The organism is Mesorhizobium sp. Mes31 (assembly GCF_024519675.1).
Taxonomy (GTDB): Bacteria; Pseudomonadota; Alphaproteobacteria; order Rhizobiales; family Rhizobiaceae; genus Mesorhizobium.
Genome location: NZ_JALJRL010000001.1, coordinates 14,191 through 32,672, shown reverse-complemented (window position 1 = coordinate 32,672; position 18,482 = coordinate 14,191). Strand labels below are relative to the sequence as shown.

General features: G+C 62.9%; 16 protein-coding genes and 1 riboswitch. Of the genes, 9 read left to right on the top strand and 7 right to left on the bottom strand.

Features of this window, described 5'->3' with window-relative positions; translation table 11 throughout:
- Positions 1–214 precede the first annotated feature (214 nt).
- From NR193_RS00135 to NR193_RS00125, 3 genes are all read left to right on the top strand, one after another.
- Entirely contained in the window at positions 215–1,480 is a 1,266-nt protein-coding gene (locus NR193_RS00135) for an ATP-binding protein (protein ID WP_256748882.1), read from the top strand.
- A 114-nt stretch (positions 1,481–1,594) separates the two neighbouring features.
- A complete protein-coding gene (phoU, locus tag NR193_RS00130) occupies positions 1,595–2,320 on the top strand; it encodes a phosphate signaling complex protein PhoU (protein WP_256748881.1) in 726 nt (241 codons plus the stop codon).
- Positions 2,321–2,410: 90 nt separating this feature from the next.
- Complete coding sequence (locus NR193_RS00125) at positions 2,411–3,421, top strand: magnesium and cobalt transport protein CorA (RefSeq protein WP_256748880.1); 1,011 nt, start codon at positions 2,411–2,413, stop codon at positions 3,419–3,421.
- Positions 3,422–3,524: 103 nt separating this feature from the next.
- Here NR193_RS00125 and NR193_RS00120 read toward each other — a convergent pair whose 3' ends face one another.
- Entirely contained in the window at positions 3,525–4,043 is a 519-nt protein-coding gene (locus NR193_RS00120) for a GcrA family cell cycle regulator (RefSeq protein WP_256748879.1), read from the bottom strand.
- Positions 4,044–4,400: 357 nt separating this feature from the next.
- Here NR193_RS00120 and NR193_RS00115 point away from each other — a divergent pair, with 357 nt between their 5' ends.
- The 3 genes from NR193_RS00115 to NR193_RS00105 all read left to right on the top strand — a co-directional run bounded on the left by NR193_RS00115 (position 4,401) and on the right by NR193_RS00105 (position 7,690).
- On the top strand, positions 4,401–5,600 hold the full coding sequence (locus NR193_RS00115) for an aspartate aminotransferase family protein (protein ID WP_256748878.1): 1,200 nt from the start codon (positions 4,401–4,403) through the stop codon (positions 5,598–5,600).
- Between the two features lie 14 nt (positions 5,601–5,614).
- Positions 5,615–6,526, top strand: a complete 912-nt coding sequence (gene argF / locus NR193_RS00110) for an ornithine carbamoyltransferase (RefSeq protein WP_256748877.1) — start codon at positions 5,615–5,617, stop codon at positions 6,524–6,526.
- Positions 6,527–6,655: 129 nt separating this feature from the next.
- A complete protein-coding gene (locus NR193_RS00105) occupies positions 6,656–7,690 on the top strand; it encodes an Hsp33 family molecular chaperone (RefSeq protein ID WP_256748876.1) in 1,035 nt (344 codons plus the stop codon).
- Between the two features lie 62 nt (positions 7,691–7,752).
- Here the strand turns inward: NR193_RS00105 and apaG are convergent, their stop codons facing one another.
- Positions 7,753–8,145 carry a Co2+/Mg2+ efflux protein ApaG gene (gene apaG / locus NR193_RS00100; protein ID WP_256748875.1) on the bottom strand — a complete coding sequence of 131 codons (393 nt, stop codon included), beginning with the start codon at positions 8,143–8,145 and terminating at the stop codon, positions 7,753–7,755.
- A gap of 228 nt (positions 8,146–8,373) precedes the next feature.
- On the opposite strand from apaG, the gene NR193_RS00095 reads away from it, so the two are divergent.
- Positions 8,374–9,525 (top strand): ceramide glucosyltransferase, encoded by a 1,152-nt coding sequence (locus NR193_RS00095; protein WP_256748874.1) that lies wholly within the window; start codon positions 8,374–8,376, stop codon positions 9,523–9,525.
- 16 nt (positions 9,526–9,541) lie between these two features.
- Here NR193_RS00095 and NR193_RS00090 read toward each other — a convergent pair whose 3' ends face one another.
- Positions 9,542–10,729 carry an O-succinylhomoserine sulfhydrylase gene (locus NR193_RS00090; protein WP_256748873.1) on the bottom strand — a complete coding sequence of 396 codons (1,188 nt, stop codon included), beginning with the start codon at positions 10,727–10,729 and terminating at the stop codon, positions 9,542–9,544.
- 57 nt (positions 10,730–10,786) lie between these two features.
- Positions 10,787–10,864: riboswitch (SAM riboswitch) on the bottom strand.
- A 138-nt stretch (positions 10,865–11,002) separates the two neighbouring features.
- Between NR193_RS00090 and NR193_RS00085 the strand changes: the two genes are divergently transcribed.
- Positions 11,003–12,097: a 2'-deoxycytidine 5'-triphosphate deaminase gene (locus tag NR193_RS00085; RefSeq protein ID WP_256748872.1), complete on the top strand. Its 1,095-nt coding sequence runs from the start codon at positions 11,003–11,005 to the stop codon at positions 12,095–12,097.
- A gap of 99 nt (positions 12,098–12,196) precedes the next feature.
- On the top strand, positions 12,197–12,970 hold the full coding sequence (locus NR193_RS00080; protein ID WP_256748871.1) for an ABC transporter substrate-binding protein: 774 nt from the start codon (positions 12,197–12,199) through the stop codon (positions 12,968–12,970).
- A gap of 195 nt (positions 12,971–13,165) precedes the next feature.
- On the opposite strand, the gene araD1 is transcribed toward NR193_RS00080, so the two are convergent.
- The 4 genes from araD1 to chvE form a co-directional block, all read right to left on the bottom strand.
- Positions 13,166–14,158: an AraD1 family protein gene (gene araD1, locus NR193_RS00075; protein ID WP_256748870.1), complete on the bottom strand. Its 993-nt coding sequence runs from the start codon at positions 14,156–14,158 to the stop codon at positions 13,166–13,168.
- A 188-nt stretch (positions 14,159–14,346) separates the two neighbouring features.
- Positions 14,347–15,639, bottom strand: a complete 1,293-nt coding sequence (mmsB, locus tag NR193_RS00070; RefSeq protein WP_256748869.1) for a multiple monosaccharide ABC transporter permease — start codon at positions 15,637–15,639, stop codon at positions 14,347–14,349.
- On the bottom strand, positions 15,636–17,168 hold the full coding sequence (gene mmsA, locus NR193_RS00065) for a multiple monosaccharide ABC transporter ATP-binding protein (RefSeq protein WP_256748868.1): 1,533 nt from the start codon (positions 17,166–17,168) through the stop codon (positions 15,636–15,638). Before mmsA ends, mmsB begins: the two co-directional genes overlap by 4 nt.
- 121 nt (positions 17,169–17,289) lie before the next feature.
- On the bottom strand, positions 17,290–18,357 hold the full coding sequence (gene chvE, locus NR193_RS00060; protein ID WP_091579787.1) for a multiple monosaccharide ABC transporter substrate-binding protein: 1,068 nt from the start codon (positions 18,355–18,357) through the stop codon (positions 17,290–17,292).
- Positions 18,358–18,482 lie beyond the last annotated feature (125 nt).

Sequence of the window (18,482 nt, the reverse complement as noted above, 5' to 3'; positions counted from 1 at the left end):
AGATGAACCTTTCCAGCTTCCGGACTCATGCTATTGGGAGCCTCTACAGCGCCGCGCGTCCGTTTGGACGCGCAAAGGACGCTGTAGCACTTTTTAATTTGCGCATGATCCTTTCCGAAAATCGATCCTGATTTTCGGGGTCAGGCGCGAAGCCGGTCCAGCGCGAAGTTGCCAGGGGACCGGCAGGCGAAGCGCAAGAATGCGGGGCGCGCGTATGGCTGACCGGGGCGCGGATGACAGGGGCGTGGCGCAAGCCATTGCCACCCGGCTGTGGAACAGCCGCTGGCTGCTCGCGGCGAGCCTCGTTGCGGTTCTGGCGGTCTATGCCCTTGCCGGTATCTCCGCCTACGTGCTGCTGCTGGCACTGGCCATGCTGCTTGCGGCGGCGCTGTTGCCGGCCGGTGCCACGCGCCAGACTGGCGAGAATGGCGCGGCCATCGAGGCGATCGGGTTGCAGCGGCTCTCCGGCGAGTATCTGGCGGCAGCCGTCGCCGATCCGCTGATCATTTTCGACCGTACCGCCACCATCGTCCATGCCAATGCCGCCGCCTTCGCCGCTTTCGGCGGGATCGCGCCGGGCATGTCCCTGTCGCTGAAATTCCGGGCGCCGGAAATGCAGGCTCTGCTGGATGGTGTGCTGTCGGGCGATGTCGCCTCGGATGTCGTCGACTACACCGAGAAGCTGCCGGTCGAACGGGCCTACCGGGTGAGCGCGTCCTCGGTCGGTCACGGCACCGATCTCTATGTGCTGGTGTTCAAGGACCAGAGCGAAGCGCGCAGGATCGACCGCATGCGCGCCGACTTCATCGCCAATGCCAGCCACGAGCTGCGCACGCCGCTCGCCTCGATCTCCGGCTTCATCGAAACACTGCGCGGCCCGGCGCGCAACGACCCGGCGGCACGAGATCAGTTCCTGCAGATCATGCAGAGCCAGACCGGCCGCATGGCGCGTCTGATCGACGACCTGTTGTCGCTGTCGCGGCTCGAGATGAAGCCCTATCTGAAGCCGGGAACCGAGGTCGATCTGCGCCAGACCGTCGACAGCGTCATCGATTCGCTCGGTCCGCTGGCCAGGGAAAACGGCGTTGTCATCGAACGGGACTTCGCCGAGGGGCCGCTTGATGTGCCGGGGGACCGCGACGAGCTTTTCCAGGTTTTCGAGAATCTGCTGGAAAACGCCTGCAAATACGGGCAATCGGGTGGGCGCGTCGTGGTGACGATCGCGCGCGGCGATGCCGATTCCGAACCGGGCATCGACGTGACCATCAGGGATTTCGGCCCCGGCATTCCCGAGGAACACATTCCGCGCATCACCGAGCGCTTCTATCGCATCGATGTCGAGACCAGCCGGACCCAGAAAGGCACCGGCCTTGGCCTGTCGATCGTCAAGCACATCCTGACGCGCCACAATGCCCGGCTCTCGATCAAGTCCGAAGTCGGTAAGGGAGCGGCATTCCAGGTTCATTTGCCGACGCACTGATACCGCCCTAGTTTTCCAGAAGGCCGTTTCTTTTTTCTGTCATCCGGCTAGCGTATCGGTGGGGATTCGAGGAACGACTCAAGTCAACACATCCCTTGGGAAGGCATTTGGTCCATGCAGTCCGTGCACATCGTCAGCGCCTATGACGAGGAGCTGAATTACCTGTCGAAGCGCATCGCGGCGATGGGTGGCCATGCCGAGCGCATGGTCGAGCAGGCGATCGCCGCACTGGTCAATGCCGATCCGGGGCTGGCTCAGAAGGTCATCCGCGACGACGCCGTGCTGGATGAAGGGCAGCGCGAGATCGACGACAAGGCGATCATCATCATCGCCAAGCGACAGCCGATGGCGACGGACCTGCGCGAGATCATCGGCGCCATCCGCATCTCCGCCGACCTCGAACGGGTCGGGGATCTCGGCAAGAACGTTGCCAAGCGGGTCGTCGCCGTTATTGACGGGCGCCAGCCGACCAGCCTGTTCCGCGGCCTCGAGGCTCTGGCCAATCTGGCGCTGACCCAGCTCAAGGAAGTGCTCGACGTCTACGCATCGCGCTCGGTGGACAAGATCGGCTTCGTGCGCGACCGCGACGACCAGATCGACGCCATGTACACATCGCTGTTTCGCGAATTGCTGACCTACATGATGGAGGATCCGCGCAACATCACGCCCTGCACGCATCTGCTGTTCTGCGCCAAGAATATCGAGCGTATCGGCGATCACGCCACCAACATCGCCGAGACCATCTACTATATCGTCACCGGCGACCAGATGCCGGCCGAACGGCCGAAGGGCGACAAGACGGACAAGATAGGCCTTTCCGGCACGCTGCCGGTGAAGTGAACGGCTGCCACTCGAAGGCTTTCGGGAATTGCGTTAAGCTCCGCGAACTTTCCTGGCCATGGACTTATGTCCGCCCTTCAGGAGGTCGTGATGGAAAATGTTCGGAACCTGACGCCGGCGCCGCCGCCAACCTCCGGCATTGTCGCCTCCAGCGTCTACACGGCCGGCCGTCGCATTGCCGACATTCCAATCGAGGAGGCCGGCGAATGGGCAAAAAAGTCCGGTCATGTCGTCTGGATTGGCCTGCTCGAGCCCGACCGCAACCTGCTGCTGCGCGTCAAGGCGCAATTCCATCTGCATGAACTGGCAATCGAAGATGCCGAGCACCCGCACCAGCGGCCGAAGATCGAGCAATATGGCGACGCGCTGTTCATCGTTGCCCGCACCGCCCAGCTCATCGATGGCCGCGTCACCTTCGGCGAGACGCATCTGTTCGTTGGCAGCGGCTACATAGTCAGCGTCAGGCACGGTCCCTCGACATCCTATGCCGCTGTACGCCAGCACTGGGAAAGCTGCCCGCATTCGCTCGCCAAGGGCGAGGATTTCGTCCTCTATGCCATTCTCGATTTCATCGTCGACAACTACATGCCCGTGCTCGAACAGATCGAGGACGAGGTCGAGGCGATCGAGGACAAGGTCCTGCTGAAGCCGATGACCGGCCCCGACATCGAGCGGCTTTACATGCTGCGCCGCGACCTTTTGCGCCTGCGCAATGCGGCGCTGCCGCTGGTCGAAGTCTGTCGCCGGCTGACCAGTGCCGACCTGCCGCAGATCCATACGGCCATGCACCCGTTGTTCCGCGACGTGACCGATCACATCCGCACCGTGCAGGAAAAGATCGACAGTCTGCGCGAAGTGCTGGCGTTCGCTTTCGAGGCGAGCCTGCTGGTAGGCCAGAGCCAGGAAACGGCAATCTCCAAGAAGCTCGCTTCGTGGGCCGCCATTCTGGCGGTGCCGACGGCATTCGCCGGCATATACGGCATGAATTTCAGCGATATGCCGGAACTGAAGATGGAATACGGCTATCCCATGGTCTTGGCGGTGATCGCCTTGATCTGCTCGTTCCTGTACTGGCGTTTCCGCAAGAATGGCTGGCTGTGAAAGAGAGCGGGTAGCGAATAGGGAGTAGCGAGTAGCGTGAAAAGGCTTGCTCGGTCACCGATACCAAGCTGTATCTATTCGCTATTCGCTATTCGCTATTCGCTCAGCGACTGCGACGCCGCTCCGATGCCGGCTGGAACGCGACGCGGGCGTGGTACTTGCAGTAGGGACCGGTTTCGGCGGCCTCGTTGCCGCAGAAATGGAAGTCCTCCGAAAGCGGATCGCCATTCGGCCATTTGCAGGTCCGCTCTGTCAGCTCGACGAGCTGCAGATGCCGTGAGATCGGCAGCACGACATTTTCGACCGGGCGGATATAGTGGCGTGCCACCGGTTCGGCGTCGAACTGGGTCTGCAGGGCCGTCGCGCCGATCGACGTCGTGACGTGGCGTGTCGCGCTCGCGGCGCGCGCCACCGATTTCTGAACGGTCGATCCTTGCGCCGTCTTCTTCTGGCGTGCCGGTGTCGCCGTTGCGCGTCCGCGGCCCGACAGCTTCAGCCGATGCACCTTGCCGATGACCGCATTGCGGCTGACCCCGCCAAGCTGGGCAGCAATCTGGCTTGCGCTCAGACCCTCCGACCACAGTTTCCTGAGAAGTTCGACCCGCTCGTCAGTCCAGTTCATGAGACCGCGCTCCTGCTAAGCGTGCGGCAATCGGAATCCCTTCCCGACCCAGCAAAATTGCTGGGGCAGACACCACATATATCTGGTGATTAGGTCCGCCGCACGAAATCTAGTTATTTCTCGACTACAACTACTCTATGCGCTGACTCGGTGACAAGAGTCCCAAGTGCAACACGAATCGGTTTTTTCGGTTTTCCCCAACTTGCCCGGTCGCTTGTGAGCCGGCGTCTCGTCAGGAGGCTTGCCGCGCCCCTATGCGCGACGTTTTCGTTGACTTCATGGCCGAAAAACACGATAAGCCGCACAGGCCGCCGCTTTGGCGGCTTTTTTGATTTTCCGGTACCGGAGACGCATATAATGAGCGGTTCGGCGCTTTTCGAGACCTTTTCTCGCGCACCCCTGGCTTTCGACCATGGGGAGGGCACTTGGCTGGTTACCGACAAGGGCGAGCGATATCTCGATTTCGCCGGCGGCATCGCCGTCAATTCGCTCGGCCATAGCCATCCGCATCTGGTCGCCGCGCTCACCGAGCAGGCCGCAAAGCTCTGGCACGTCTCCAATCTCTACGAGATACCGGCGCAGAGCCGGCTTGGCGAGCGGCTGGCCGATGCCACCTTCGCCGACAAGGTGTTCTTCACCAATTCAGGCGCCGAGGCGCTGGAATGCGCGATCAAGACGGCGCGGCGTTACCACTTCGTCAAGGGACATCCCGAGCGCTTCCGCGTCATTACCTTCGAAGGCGCTTTCCATGGCCGCACTCTGGCGACCATCGCGGCCGGCGGCCAGTACAAATATCTTGAAGGGTTCGGACCCAAGGTCGAAGGCTTCGACCAGGTCGGCTTCGACGACATCGACGCCGCCGAAAAGGCGATCACGCCGCAAACCGCCGCGATCCTGATCGAACCGGTGCAGGGCGAGGGCGGTATCCGCCCGGTGCCGGCGCAATCGCTGAGGCGGCTGCGTCAGCTCTGCGACCAGCACGGCCTTTTGCTGATCTACGATGAGGTCCAATGCGGCATCGGTCGCACCGGCAAGCTGTTCGCGCATGAATGGTCCGGCGTCACACCCGACATCATGGCGATCGCCAAGGGCATTGGCGGCGGTTTCCCGATGGGCGCCTGCCTCGCCACCGATGAAGCAGCTGTCGGCATGACCGCTGGCGTTCACGGCACCACTTTCGGCGGCAACCCGCTTGCCATGGCCGTCGGCAACGCCGTGCTCGACGTGGTGCTGGAAGACGGCTTCCTCGAAGACGTCCAGCGCAAGGCGTTGCTGATGAAGCAGGGGCTGGCGGCGGTCGCCGACGAGTTTCCCGAAGTCATCGAGGACATCAGGGGCGTTGGGCTGATGCTCGGCCTCAAATGCGCCATGCCCAACACCAAGGTGAACATGGCGCTGCGCGACCAGCACCTGCTGGCGGTTCCGGCCGGTGACAATGTCATTCGCCTGCTGCCGCCGCTCACCGTCACCGACGCCGAAATCCACGAAGCGCTCAACCGCATCCGCGCCGGCGCCAAGGGCCTGGCGGAGGCGATCGCCTCCGCTGCCGCGAAGTAATTCGAAAGATCCTGATGAGCCCCCGTCATTTCACCGATCTTTCCGCCGTTTCCGAAGGCGACCTGCGCTTCATGCTCGACGATGCGGTGGTGCGAAAGGCTCGCCTCAAGGCTGGCGAGCGGACAAAGCCGCTCGAAGGCAAGGTGCTGGCGATGATCTTCGACAAGCCGTCGACGCGCACGCGCGTCTCCTTCGACGTCGGCATGCGCCAGCTCGGCGGCGAGACCATCATGCTGACCGGCACCGAAATGCAGCTCGGCCGCTCCGAGACCATCGCCGATACCGCCAAGGTGCTGTCGCGCTATGTCGACGCGATCATGATCCGTACCACCTCGCATGAGCGGCTGCTGGAACTGACCGAGAACGCCACCGTGCCGGTGATCAACGGGTTGACCGACGACACCCATCCCTGCCAGTTGATGGCCGACATCATGACCTTCGAGGAGCATCGCGGTCCGGTAGCCGGCAAGACGTTTGCCTGGACCGGCGACGGCAACAATGTGCTGCATTCGCTGCTCGAGGCCTCGGCACGGTTCCGCTTCAACCTCAACGTCGCCGTTCCCGAGGGCAGCGAACCGGCACGCAAGCATGTCGACTGGTCGCAAGCGCATGGCGGCAAGCTGCACTTCACCCGCTCACCCGAGGAGGCCGTCGATCAGGTCGATTGCGTCGTCACCGATTGCTGGGTGTCGATGGGCCAGGAGCATCGCGCCCGCGGCCACAACGTGTTCTCGCCTTATCAGGTCAATGCCAAGCTGATGGCCCAGGCCAAGCCGGACGCACTGTTCATGCATTGCCTGCCGGCGCATCGCGGCGAGGAAGTGACCGACGAAGTCATCGACGGGCCGCATTCGGTGGTCTTCGACGAGGCCGAGAACCGGCTCCATGCCCAGAAGGCCGTGCTCGCCTGGTGTCTTGGTGCTTGAAGTGTCTTGGTGCTTGAAGTGTCTTGGCGCTTGAAGTGCCTGGGAGCTTGATCTCTGGGGGCGTGATGCCTATTTGCGCCGCATCACGCAAATCAAGCGCGTTTCGACGCATGCGCCCCACAGGGCGGCATGGCCGCGCCCTGGAGCTTTGTCATGTTGGAAACCCATCAAGTGACTGAACATCACCCCAAACTCGGCGAATTCGGCTACGCCGGCGACGATCACGTCGTTCCCTTCGAGGTCGGCCCGCTCGACGTACGCGGCCGCACCGTTCAACTCGGGCCGATGCTCGACGCCATCCTGAGCCGCCACGATTATCCCGAGCCGGTCGCCCGCCTGCTGGCGGAGGCCTGTGTGCTGACGGTGCTGCTCGGCACATCGCTCAAGTTCGAGGGCAAATTCATCCTGCAGACCCGCACCGATGGTCCGGTCGATATGCTGGTCGCGGATTTTTCCACGCCCACGGCACTGCGGGCCTATGCGCGTTTCGATCCCGACCGGCTTGAGGCGCTGGTCGCGGCCGGCGAAACGTCTCAGCAGACGCTGCTCGGCAGCGGTGTCCTGGCGCTGACCATCGACCAGGGTGCTCACACGCAGCGCTATCAGGGCATTGTCCAGCTCGACGGCGAAACGCTCGAAGACGCGGCACGTACCTATTTCCGCCAGTCGGAGCAGATTCCGACCGATCTCAGGCTTTCGGTGGCCAAGCTGTTGACGCCCGGCATCGGTGGCGCACGCGAACAGTGGCGCGCCGGTGGCATCCTGGCGCAGTTCCTGCCGCAATCGCCCGAGCGTATGCGTGTGCCGGACCTGCCGGGTGGCGATGGCGATCCGCGCGACGAAATCCACGATCCGGCCGACAATTCCTGGCAGGAACTGCTGGCGTTGCTCGGCACCATCGAGCCGACCGAGCTGATCGACCCGACGATCGGCGCCGAGCGGCTGCTCTACAGGTTGTTCCACGAGCATGGCGTGCGCGTCTTCGGCGGTGTTCCGGTCGCCGATCAGTGTTCGTGTTCGCGGGACAAGATCCGCGGCATCCTCGAGGGCTTCTCCGCGCAGGAGATCAAGGACAGCACCGAGGATGGCGGCATCCACGTCGCCTGCGAATTCTGCTCGAAGCAATATGACTTCGACCCGGCGGAATTTGCAGCGGCTCAATAGCGACAGAACAACGTCTCACCGGCTGCCTCGCGGCCGGTGAGGGCATTGGCGCCCACCCGAGGCTAATTCACCGTGCGCCGCGTACCCGGCAGGTCGAGCGAGAAGGCGGGGATGGCGATGTCGAACGTCTCGCCCCGCTTGTTGCGCATCGTGTAATGCCCGACCATGATCCCTGACGGTGTCGAAAGTGGGCAGCCGGACGTGTATTGATAGCTGTCGCCGGGATTGAGTTCGGGCTGGTCGCCAACGACGCCGGCGCCGCGCACTTCCTCGACCCGACCGGTGCCGTCGGTGATGTGCCAATAGCGCGACAACAGCTGCACGAACTCCTCCGACTGATTGTCGATCGTTATCTGATAGCCCCAGACATAGCGGTTCTCGGACGGATCCGAGCGATCCTCCAGATAGAACGGCCTGACCTGCACTTCGATGTTGCGCGTGACGGCGCGGTACATAAGCGACTCCAAAACAGTCCCGGCAACTTTCGGCGCTCCTCTCGGGCTGGTCAACGGTGCGCCCCCGTCATTCCGACCTGACAGGCAAGTGCCGACAAAGAATGTCATTTAAGTGACACATGACAATGATGGTGTGCGCCAACCAGTGCCTGGCGACTCGGGCGCTTTGTCGAATTGTCGAAAGCGGTCGCCATGGAGGCCGGCTTTTTCTGGAGTGACCGGATCTCGATGGAACTCACTCTCATAGCCGCCTTGCTTTCGACTGTTCTCATTGTCTCAAACCTCGCCAGCATCGTGTTCGCCGCTTCACGTCTGAAGCGACGCCGCGTCATCGCAGCGCCGACCGGCAAGTCACGGCCGGTGTCGATCGTCGTGCCGTCGCGTGGCGTCGAGCCGTTCACGCACGAGACGCTGGAGCGCGCCTTCTCGCTCGACTGGCCACGCTACGAATTGATCTTCTGCGTCGCCCATGCCGATGATCCGGTGGTCGGATTGATCCGCGCCGCCATCGCCCGTTTTCCGGCAGTGCCGGCCCGCCTGTTGTTCGGCGACGACCGCATCAGCGCAAATCCGAAGCTCAACAATTGCGTCAAGGGCTGGGAAGCGGCGCGCCACGACTGGGTCATCCTGGCCGATTCCAACGTGTTGATGCCTGAAGATTATGTCCAGCACCTGATGGCGGCCTGGCGGCCGGACACCGGCCTTGTCTGCTCGACGCCGATCGGCTCGCGGCCGGACGGCTTCTGGGCCGAGGTCGAATGTGCCTTCCTCAACACGCTGCAGGCGCGCTGGCAATATGCCGGCGAAGCGCTCGGCCTTGGCTTTGCCCAAGGCAAGAGCATGTTGTGGAACAAGCCGATGCTCGACGCCAGTGGCGGCATCCGCGCGCTGGCCGCCGAGATCGCCGAAGACGCTGCCGCGACCAAGCTGGTCAACGGCCTCGGCCTGCGCGTCAATCTCGTCGCCGCCCCTTTCGAGCAGCCGCTCGGCCGGCGCACGCTTGCCGAGATCTGGTCGCGCCAGGCGCGTTGGGCGCGCCTGCGCCGTGTCACCTTCCCGCTGTTCTTCGCGCCCGAGATCCTGACTGGCGCGGCGGTGCCGCTGGTGCTTGCGCTGGTTGCGGCGGCAGGCGCCGGCTTCAGCCTGCCGCTGACCTGCATCGCCGTGCTGGCAGCCTTCTATCTTCCGGAATGCGCCCTGGCCTCGGCCAAGGGCTGGTATCTGTCGCCCCGCATGATCGCGGCGATGGTGGTGCGCGACATGATCCTGCCGGTGATGTGGGCACGCGGCTGGCTCGGCGGCGCCGTCGACTGGCGCGGCAACGCGATGACCATTGGCACCAAGGCGGCCGAACTGGAAGAGACGCCGTCGAGCGCCTGAAGGGCCAAAACCTCTCCTACTTGGCCTTCAGCGCCTGCGCGATATCCTCGAGCAGATCGTCGGCATCCTCCAGGCCGACCGAAAGCCTGAGCGTGCCCGGCCCGATGCCGAGTTCCGCGCGGGCTTCGTCGCTCAAATTCTTGTGCGTCGTCGTCGCCGGATGGGTGATCAGGCTCTTGGCGTCGCCGAGATTGTTGGAGATCAGCACGATGTCGAGCGCGTTCTGCAAGGCGAAGGCCGCCTGCTTGCCGCCCTTGACGTCGAGGCAGATCAGCGTCGAGCCGCCCGACATCTGCTTCTTGACGATCGCCGCCTGAGGGTGGTCGGCGCGGCCGGGATAGATGACACGGGCGATTTCCGGCTGCACGGCAAGGAAGTCGGCGATCTTGCCGGCGCTTTCCGTCTGCTGGCGTACGCGCAGCGGCAGCGTCTCCAGGCCCTTCAGCAACGTCCAGGCGTTGAAGGGCGACAGGCTGGGCCCGGTGTGGCGGAAATAGTCGTGCAGGTTCTCGTCGATCCACTTCTTGTCCGACAGGATGACGCCGCCAAGGCACCGCCCTTGGCCGTCAATGTGCTTGGTCGCCGAATAGACGACGATATGCGCGCCAAGCTGCAAGGGTTTCTGCTGCAGGGGGGTGGCAAAGACGTTGTCGACGACGAGCCGCGCGCCGATCGAATTGGCGAGTGAGGCAACCGCGGCGATGTCGACCACTTCCAGCGTCGGGTTGGTCGGGCTTTCCAGGAAGAACAGCTTGGTGTTCGGCCTGACCGCTTTTTCCCAGTTGGCGATGTCGGTGCCGTCGACCAGCGTTGCCTCGATACCGTACCGAGGCGCCAGGGTCTCGACCACCCAGCGGCAGGAGCCGAACAGCGCGCGCGCCGCCACGATATGGTCGCCGGCCTTGACGCTGCACAGAAGGGCTGCGGTCACCGCCGCCATGCCCGACGCGGTGGCGCGCGCATCCTCGGCGCCTTCCAGCGCGCACATGCGCTTTTCGAACATGTCGACCGTGGGATTGGCGTAGCGCGAATAGATGAAGCCCGGCTCCTCGCCCTTGAAACGGGCTTCGGCGGCCTGCGCCGTCTCGTAGACATAGCCCTGGGTGAGGTACATCGCCTCGGAGGTTTCGCCGAATTGAGAACGCAGGGTTCCGGCGTGTACGAGGGCTGTCTGAGGTTTCCAGTTGCGCTTCTTGGTGCTCATCGCTTTTGTTCCAGACACAAAAAAACCGGCCGCGAAAGTCGCAACCGGTCCATACGGCCTTGCGGCCCGACGGTCCTTTAGCGACTTGTTTAACGTGGCTGCAAGCCGACCGGCCAAATCACCACGGGATAACGACCCTTTAGACCCGCGCCACGCTTGCGTCAATTGCCGGCTTGATTAAGAGGTTTGTACCAAGCAGGTTCAGCAAAAGTGTTCCACGGTTTTGCGGCAAGAACCGGCGACAAGAAAAACGTCTGGCCTAGGAGTGGAGCCTTGCGGCAGACAGGCATTCTTCCCGATCAGGACATTTCGGCGCTGTTCCAGTCCGGTGCGCTGAAGTCGCCGCGCGCCCTCGATGCCGACCAGATCCAGCCGGCCAGCCTGGATTTGAGGCTCGGCGACAAGGCATGGCGGGTGCGGGCCTCCTTCCTGCCCGGTCCCGGCCACAAGGTTTCGGAAAAGCTCGACCGGCTGAAGCTGCACGAGATTGATCTTGCCGACGGCGCCGTACTGGAAACCGGCTGCGTCTACATCGTGCCATTGCTCGAAAGCCTTGCGCTGCCGGCGGAGATTTCGGCCTCGGCCAATCCGAAGAGCTCGACCGGGCGGCTCGACATCTTCACCCGTGTCATGACCGACCGTGGCCACGAGTTCGACAAGATCGCCGCCGGCTATCATGGGCCGCTCTACCTGGAGGTCAGCCCGCGCACCTTCCCGATCGTTGCGCGCACCGGCTCGCGGCTGTCGCAGATACGCTTCCGCACCGGCAATGCGCTGCTTTCGGAAGCCGAGTTGCATGAATTGCATCGCGCCCAGATGCTGGTCGCCACCGAGCCGCCGAACATTTCCGGTGGCGGCATCGCGCTGTCGATCGACCTCAATGGCGATGAAAATGGTCTGGTCGGCTATCGCGGCAAGCATCACACCGGTCTCGTCGACGTCGACAAGCGTGCCGCGCAGGAGGTCGTCGATTTCTGGGAACCGATCCACAAGAGTGGCGCCGGCGAACTGGTGCTTGATCCCGACGAGTTCTACATCCTCGTCAGCCAGGAGGCGGTGCATGTGCCGCCGCTCTATGCCGCCGAGATGACGCCGTTCGATCCGCTGGTCGGCGAGTTCCGCGTCCACTATGCCGGCTTCTTCGATCCGGGTTTCGGCCACTCGGCGTCAGGCGGCACCGGCAGCCGGGCGGTGCTCGAAGTGCGCAGCCATGAAGTGCCGTTCATCCTCGACCATGGCCAGATTGTCGGCCGGCTGGTCTACGAGCATATGCTGAAGCGGCCGCAGGCGCTCTACGGCACCGACCTCGGCTCCAACTACCAGGCGCAGGGCCTGAAGCTGTCCAAGCATTTCCGCCCCGCACGCTGAACCGCATTGCCGTCGGGCAAAATACTTGCCTGTGCTGGCCCACCATGCTTGGCTGCCTTCTGGCCGTCAGGATGCCGGCGTTCAAGGGGAACCAAGAAGATGCGGATTTCAAAATGGATCGTTTCGGCAGCGGGCGCTGCCATGCTGGCGATGGCGGCTGGCTCTCTGTCGGCGCAGGCCGCGGAGAAACTGAAAATCGGCACCGAGGGTGCCTATCCGCCGTTCAACACCATTACCTCGGACGGCAAGGTTGTCGGTTTCGATATCGACATCGCCAATGCGCTGTGTGCGCAGATGAAGGTCGAGTGCGAAATCGTCACCCAGGATTGGGACGGCATCATTCCCGCCCTGCAGGCCAAGAAGTTCGATGCCATCATCGCGTCGATGAGCATCACCGAGGAGCGCAAGAAACAGGTCTCCTTCACCAACAAATACTATACGACGCCGCTCGCTTTGGTGGCGCCCAAGGACAGCGATCTCACCTCGACCGAACCGGCGGCACTTGCCGGCAAGACGGTCGGCGCCCAGGCTTCGACCACGCAGGCCGACTATGCCCAGAATACCTATGGCAAGGCGGGCGCGGAGGCGAAGCTCTATCCGACACAGGAAGAGGCGATCACCGACCTGACCAATGGCCGGCTTGATGCCGTGATCTCGGACAAGTTCGTGCTGGTGGACTGGCTGAAGAAGGCAAGCGACGGCTGCTGCAAGCTGGTCGGCGACGTCAAGGGCACCGAGACGCAAGCCGGCATCGCCGTGCGCCTGGAAGACACGGCACTGCGCGACAAGCTCAACGCGGCCATCGACGCCATCGTCGCCGACGGCACCTACAAGAAGATCCAGGCCAAGTATTTCGATTTCGATATTTATTGAGGGTAAAGCTGCCGATCTCCCCCCTCGTGGGGGAGATGCCCGGCAGGGCAGAGGGGGGCGTGAAGGATTGCCAACCTCGCATTCTGTGACAAATCGAAAGCAGTCCGAGGGCTCGATGATATTCGGAGGTGCTGGAGGGACAGCGCCCCCCTTTGGCCTGTCGGCCATCTCCCCCACGTGGGGGAGATCACGCTGTCAAAGCGCCTTCACCGCGACATTCACCGGCTGCTCGATCTCGAGCGGGTTGCGCAGCGGCAGGCCGAAATCCCTGGCCTCGATCTCGAACACGTCGCCGGCCTCGGTCCTGATGCCGTCGGCGAAGGACAGCGTCGCCGTTCCGAACATGTGCACATGCACGTCGCCTGGCTGGCGGAAGGCCGAGTATTTGAAATGGTGGTGTTCGAGATTGGCGATGGTGTGCGACATGTTCGCTTCGCCCGACAGGAACGGCTTTTCCCACAGCGTCTTGCCGTCACGCACAATGCGCGAGGTGCCGCGGATGTCGGACGGCAGGTCGCCGATCAGGATCTCCGGTCCGAACGACGCGTTGCGCAGCTTGGAATGGGCGAGGAAGAGATAGTTCACGCGCTCGGTCACGTGATCGGAAAACTCGTTCGACAGCGTGAAGCCGACGCGGAATGGCGCGCCGTCGTCACCGATCACATAAATGCCGGCGACCTCGGGCTCCTCGCCGGCATCCATGGCGAAGGCCGGCGACATCAGCGCGGCGCCTGGCGCCACCGCCATCGTGCCGTTGCCCTTGTAGAACCATTCCGGCTGTACGCCGACCTGACCTTTCGCGGGTTTGCCGCCCTCCAGCCCCATGCGGAACATCTTCATGGAATCGGTGAGCTGCTCCTCGCCGTGGGCGCTGAGATTCTTGTGCATGGAATCGCGCGTCGCCGCCGAGCCGAGATGCGTCAGGCCGGTGCCGGTGAGGTGGAGATGCGCGGGGTCGGGATGGTTGATCGGCGACACCAGCCGCCCTTTCTTGTAGGCCGCGTCGAGGTCGATGGTCTCACCGAAGCCCTTGCGTTCGATCAGCGCGACGAGACCGACGCCGGTGCGGGCGGCCTCCATGGCCAGCGAATAGACGCTGCGCGCGCCGTTGATGATGCGGGTCTTGCCGCCATTGCGGGCAACGACGCGAATGGTCTCGGCGTCATCGAGAATCTGGGAGATCAGCATGATGAATCCTCTCTCATTTGCCTTGGCATGGCTGCCGGCACGGCAAACCTTCCCAAGCGCGGCCGGACGTCGTCCATGCCACGGGTGAAATTCTCCGTTCGGATTGCGCTCGCGGGCTCGGTCCCTCGGGGGACTTCTTCGTGCCGCCCGGCAGTGCCGCGATGTGACCCGTATGCCTTCCTGTTTCCTCAGCCCTTGTTCTTGTTGTAGACGTCGAAGACCACGGCGCCGAGCAGCACCAGGCCTTTCACCACCTGTTGCCAGTCCACGTTGACGCCCATGATCGACATGCCGTTGTTCATGACGCCCATGATGAAGCCGCCGACCACCGCGCCGATGACCTGGCCGACGCCGCCCATGGCCGAAGCGCCGCCGATGAACACCGCGGCGATGACGTCGAGCTCGCTGCCGAGGCCCGCCGCCGGCACGGCCTGTCCCAGGCGTGCCGCGATGATCAGGCCTCCAAGCGCCGACAGCACGCCCATGTTGACGAACACCATGAGGGTCAGCCGCTCGGTCTTGATGCCCGACAGTTGCGCCGCCTTGGCATTGCCGCCCATGGCGTAGATGCGGCGGCCGACCGTCATGCGTTTGGTGACGAAGACGAACAGCGCGATCAGCACGCCCATCACCATGAGAACGATCGGCAGGCCCTTGTAGGTGGCGAATTGATAGACCAGGAACAGCGCCAGGGCGCTGGTCACCAGGGTCTTGACGACGAACAGTGTGAAGGGCTCGGCTTCATAGCCATGCTGCTCGCGGGTGCGTCGTGCCCTGAGCCCGAAATAGGCATAGGCGAGCACGGCGACGACGCCGATCAGGATCGTCGTCATATGCAGTGTCAGGCCGCTGCCGATGATGGTCTTGCCGGCGGCGTTCACGGTCGGCGGGATCAGCGTCAACGGGCCGATCACGTCGGGAATGAAGCCGGAGCTGAGCGCCTTGAAGCCGTCTGGAAGCGGCCCCACCGAAGACCCGCCACCCAGCAGCGCCTGGCAGATGCCGCGGAAGATCAACATTCCCGCCAGCGTGACGATGAAGCTCGGTATTCGGTGATAGGCAATCCAGTAGCCCTGGGCGGCGCCGATGCCGCCGCCGATGATGAGGCAGATGATCGACACAACCAGCGGATTGCTGAATGGACCGAGCGGCCAGATGACCATCATCATCGCCGCCAGCGCGCCGATGAAACCGGCGACAGAGCCGACACTGAGGTCGATATGACCCGAAACGATCACCAAAAGCATGCCCAGCGCCATCACGATGATGAAGGAATTCTGCTGGACCAGGTTGCTCAGGTTCACCGGCTTGAACAGCGTGCCGGACGTGGTGAACTGGAAGAACACCATGATGGCGATCAGCGCCAGGATCAGGCCATATTCGCGCAAATTGGTGATCAGCGCCGAGACGGCGACGCGCGGTCCCTGCTGCACGTCTTCGGCGACGCCGCTTTTCGGCGCGGGAGCGCTTTCGGTGCTCATGATGCTTTTCCTTCTCCCCGAACGATGGCGCGCATGATCTTTTCCTGGCTGGCGTCGCTCGCCGCCATTTCGCCGACCATACGGCCTTCGTTCATGACGTAGATGCGGTCGGTGATGCCGAGCAGTTCCGGCATCTCCGACGAGATGACGATGATCGCCTTACCCTCGGAGGCGAGGCGGGCGATGATGGTGTAGATTTCGTACTTTGCGCCGACGTCGATGCCGCGCGTCGGCTCGTCGAGGATCAGCACTTCCGGATTGGCGAACAGCCATTTCGACAGCACCACCTTCTGTTGATTGCCGCCCGACAGGTTGCCGGTCATCTGATAGACGCTGGACGAGCGGATGTTGGTCTTGGCCTTGTAGTCGTTGGCGACGGCGAGTTCGCGCAGGTCGTCGATCACGGCGTGGCGCGACACGCCGGGAAGGTTGGCCAGCGTGATGTTGTGCTTGATGTGATCGATGAGATTGAGACCGTAGGTCTTGCGGTCTTCGGTAACGTAGGCAATGCCGTGTTCCACCGCCTTGCTCACCGATGAGACGTCGATCTGCTTGCCCTTGAGCAGCACCTCGCCAGTGATGCGGCGGCCATAGGAGCGGCCAAACAGGCTCATCGCGAATTCGGTGCGCCCGGCGCCCATCAGCCCGGCGATACCCACCACCTCGCCCTTGCGGACATTGATATCGATTCCCTTGATCACTTGCCTCTCGGCATGGATCGGGTGATAGACCGACCAGTTCTTCACCTGGAGCACGATCTCACCGATCTTCGGCTCGCGCGGCGGATAACGGTCGTCGAGCGAGCGGCCGACCATCGAGGTGATGATACGGTCCTCCGAGATGTCTTTCTTGGCCAGCGTCTCGATGGTTCGCCCGTCGCGGATGATGGTGACCTTGTCGGCGACCCGGTTCACCTCGTTGAGCTTGTGCGAGATCAGGATCGAGGTGATGCCTTGCCGCTTGAACTCGAGCAGCAGGTCGAGCAGCGCCTGGCTGTCTTTTTCCGACAGGCTCGCCGTCGGCTCGTCGAGGATCAGCAGCTTCACTTCCTTGCTGAGCGCCTTGGCGATCTCGACCAACTGCTGCTTGCCGACGCCGATATTGGTGATCAGCGTCTTGGGGTCCTCCTTGAGGCCCACCTTCTTCAGCAAGGCGCTGGTGCGTGTCTCGTTGGCATTCCAGTCGATGATGCCAAATCTGGCGTGTTCGTTGCCAAGGAAGATGTTTTCGGCGATCGACAGCATCGGCACCAGCGCAAGCTCCTGGTGGATGATGACGATGCCCATGTGTTCGCTGTCGTGAATGCCTTTGAAATGGCATTCCTCGCCACGGTAGATGATCGCGCCATCATAGGTGCCGGACGCATACACGCCTGACAGCACCTTCATCAGCGTCGATTTGCCGGCACCGTTCTCGCCGACCACGGCATGGATCTCGCCTTCCTCGACGCTGAGGTTGACGTTCGACAGCGCCTTCACGCCGGGGAACGTCTTGGTGATGTCGCGCATCTCCAAAATCGTCGAGGCCATCAGGAATACCGCTCCTCCGAGGTCCGGAACAATGCCGGGGGCTAGTATGCGAATTTTGGATTCGCCGCGCTAGCAAAAAGGGGCCCCGCTGCGCGCGGGACCCCAGGCTTTGCAGACGCGATTACTTCAGGTCTTCGGCCTTGATGTAGCCGGAGTCGACCACCAGTGCCTGGTAGTTCGACTTGTCGACTTCATGCGGCGTCAGCAGGATCGAGGGAACGACCTTGACGTCGTTGTTGTAGGTCTTGGTGTCGAGGCCTTCCGGCTTGCCGCCCGAGAGCACCTTGTCGACCAGGCCGACAGTGGCCTTGGCCAGTTCGCGGGTGTCCTTGAACACGGTCGAGTACTGCTCGCCCGAGATGATCAGCTTGACCGAAGCGGTCTCGGCGTCCTGGCCGGTCACGACAGGCCAGGGCTGAGCGGCCGTGCCGTAGCCCACGGCGCGAAGCGAGGCGGTGATACCGCGCGACAGGCCGTCATAGGGCGACAGAACGCCATCGACGCGGCTGCCGTCCGAGTAGTTGGCGGAGAGCAGGTTGTCCATGCGCGCCTGGGCGGTTGCCGCCAACCAGCGCAGCGTGCCGACCTTGTCCATGCCCATCTGGCCGGACTTCACGACCAGCACCTTGCTGTCGATCAGCGGCTGAAGAACGGACATGGCGCCGTTGTAGAAGAAGAAGGCGTTGTTATCGTCGGGCGAGCCGCCGAACAGTTCGATGTTGAACGGACCCTTCTTGTCCGGGTAACCGAGGCCCTTGAGCAGCGAATTGGCCTGGATGACGCCAACGCCGAAATTGTCGAAGGTGGTGTAGTAGTCGACATTGGCGGTCTTCTTGATCAGGCGGTCATAGGCGACGACGACGACACCGGCGTCAGCGGCCTTCTGCAGCGCATCCGACAGCGTGGTGCCGTCGATGGAGGCGATGATCAGTGCCTTCGGACCCTTGGTGATTTCGTTTTCCAGCTGGCTGAGCTGGTTGGGGATGTCATCCTGCGCGTATTGCAGGTCGACGGTGTAGCCGAGAGCCTCGAGCTGGGACTTAACGGCGTCGCCGTCGTTGATCCAGCGCTGCGAGGTCTTGGTGGGCATCAGCACGCCTACCAGACCTTTGTCGGCTGCGTAGGCGGTGGCCGACATGGCTGCGATGCTGACCGCCAAGGCGGCGACTAATGTCTTGATGATTTTCACTTAACTCTCCCTGGTTGATGGACGCGGCACCCCGGGGGTCGCGGGCCGCGCAATCGTGCAGAAGCGCCAAGGCACTGCTGCCGTCATATCGATCTCCGGTATCCTCCCATGGCTCCGAGGCGCTG

Bases quoted from the DNA above. Each gene is read 5' to 3' on its own strand.
- NR193_RS00135 (WP_256748882.1), top strand. From the start codon at position 215: ATGGCTGACCGGGGCGCGGATGACAGGGGCGTGGCGCAAGCCATTGCC.
- phoU (WP_256748881.1), top strand. From the start codon at position 1,595: ATGCAGTCCGTGCACATCGTCAGCGCCTATGACGAGGAGCTGAATTAC.
- NR193_RS00125 (WP_256748880.1), top strand. From the start codon at position 2,411: ATGGAAAATGTTCGGAACCTGACGCCGGCGCCGCCGCCAACCTCCGGC.
- NR193_RS00120 (WP_256748879.1), bottom strand. From the start codon at position 4,043: ATGAACTGGACTGACGAGCGGGTCGAACTTCTCAGGAAACTGTGGTCG.
- NR193_RS00115 (WP_256748878.1), top strand. From the start codon at position 4,401: ATGAGCGGTTCGGCGCTTTTCGAGACCTTTTCTCGCGCACCCCTGGCT.
- argF (WP_256748877.1), top strand. From the start codon at position 5,615: ATGAGCCCCCGTCATTTCACCGATCTTTCCGCCGTTTCCGAAGGCGAC.
- NR193_RS00105 (WP_256748876.1), top strand. From the start codon at position 6,656: ATGGCCGCGCCCTGGAGCTTTGTCATGTTGGAAACCCATCAAGTGACT.
- apaG (WP_256748875.1), bottom strand. From the start codon at position 8,145: ATGTACCGCGCCGTCACGCGCAACATCGAAGTGCAGGTCAGGCCGTTC.
- NR193_RS00095 (WP_256748874.1), top strand. From the start codon at position 8,374: ATGGAACTCACTCTCATAGCCGCCTTGCTTTCGACTGTTCTCATTGTC.
- NR193_RS00090 (WP_256748873.1), bottom strand. From the start codon at position 10,729: ATGAGCACCAAGAAGCGCAACTGGAAACCTCAGACAGCCCTCGTACAC.
- NR193_RS00080 (WP_256748871.1), top strand. From the start codon at position 12,197: ATGCGGATTTCAAAATGGATCGTTTCGGCAGCGGGCGCTGCCATGCTG.
- araD1 (WP_256748870.1), bottom strand. From the start codon at position 14,158: ATGCTGATCTCCCAGATTCTCGATGACGCCGAGACCATTCGCGTCGTT.
- mmsB (WP_256748869.1), bottom strand. From the start codon at position 15,639: ATGAGCACCGAAAGCGCTCCCGCGCCGAAAAGCGGCGTCGCCGAAGAC.
- mmsA (WP_256748868.1), bottom strand. From the start codon at position 17,168: ATGGCCTCGACGATTTTGGAGATGCGCGACATCACCAAGACGTTCCCC.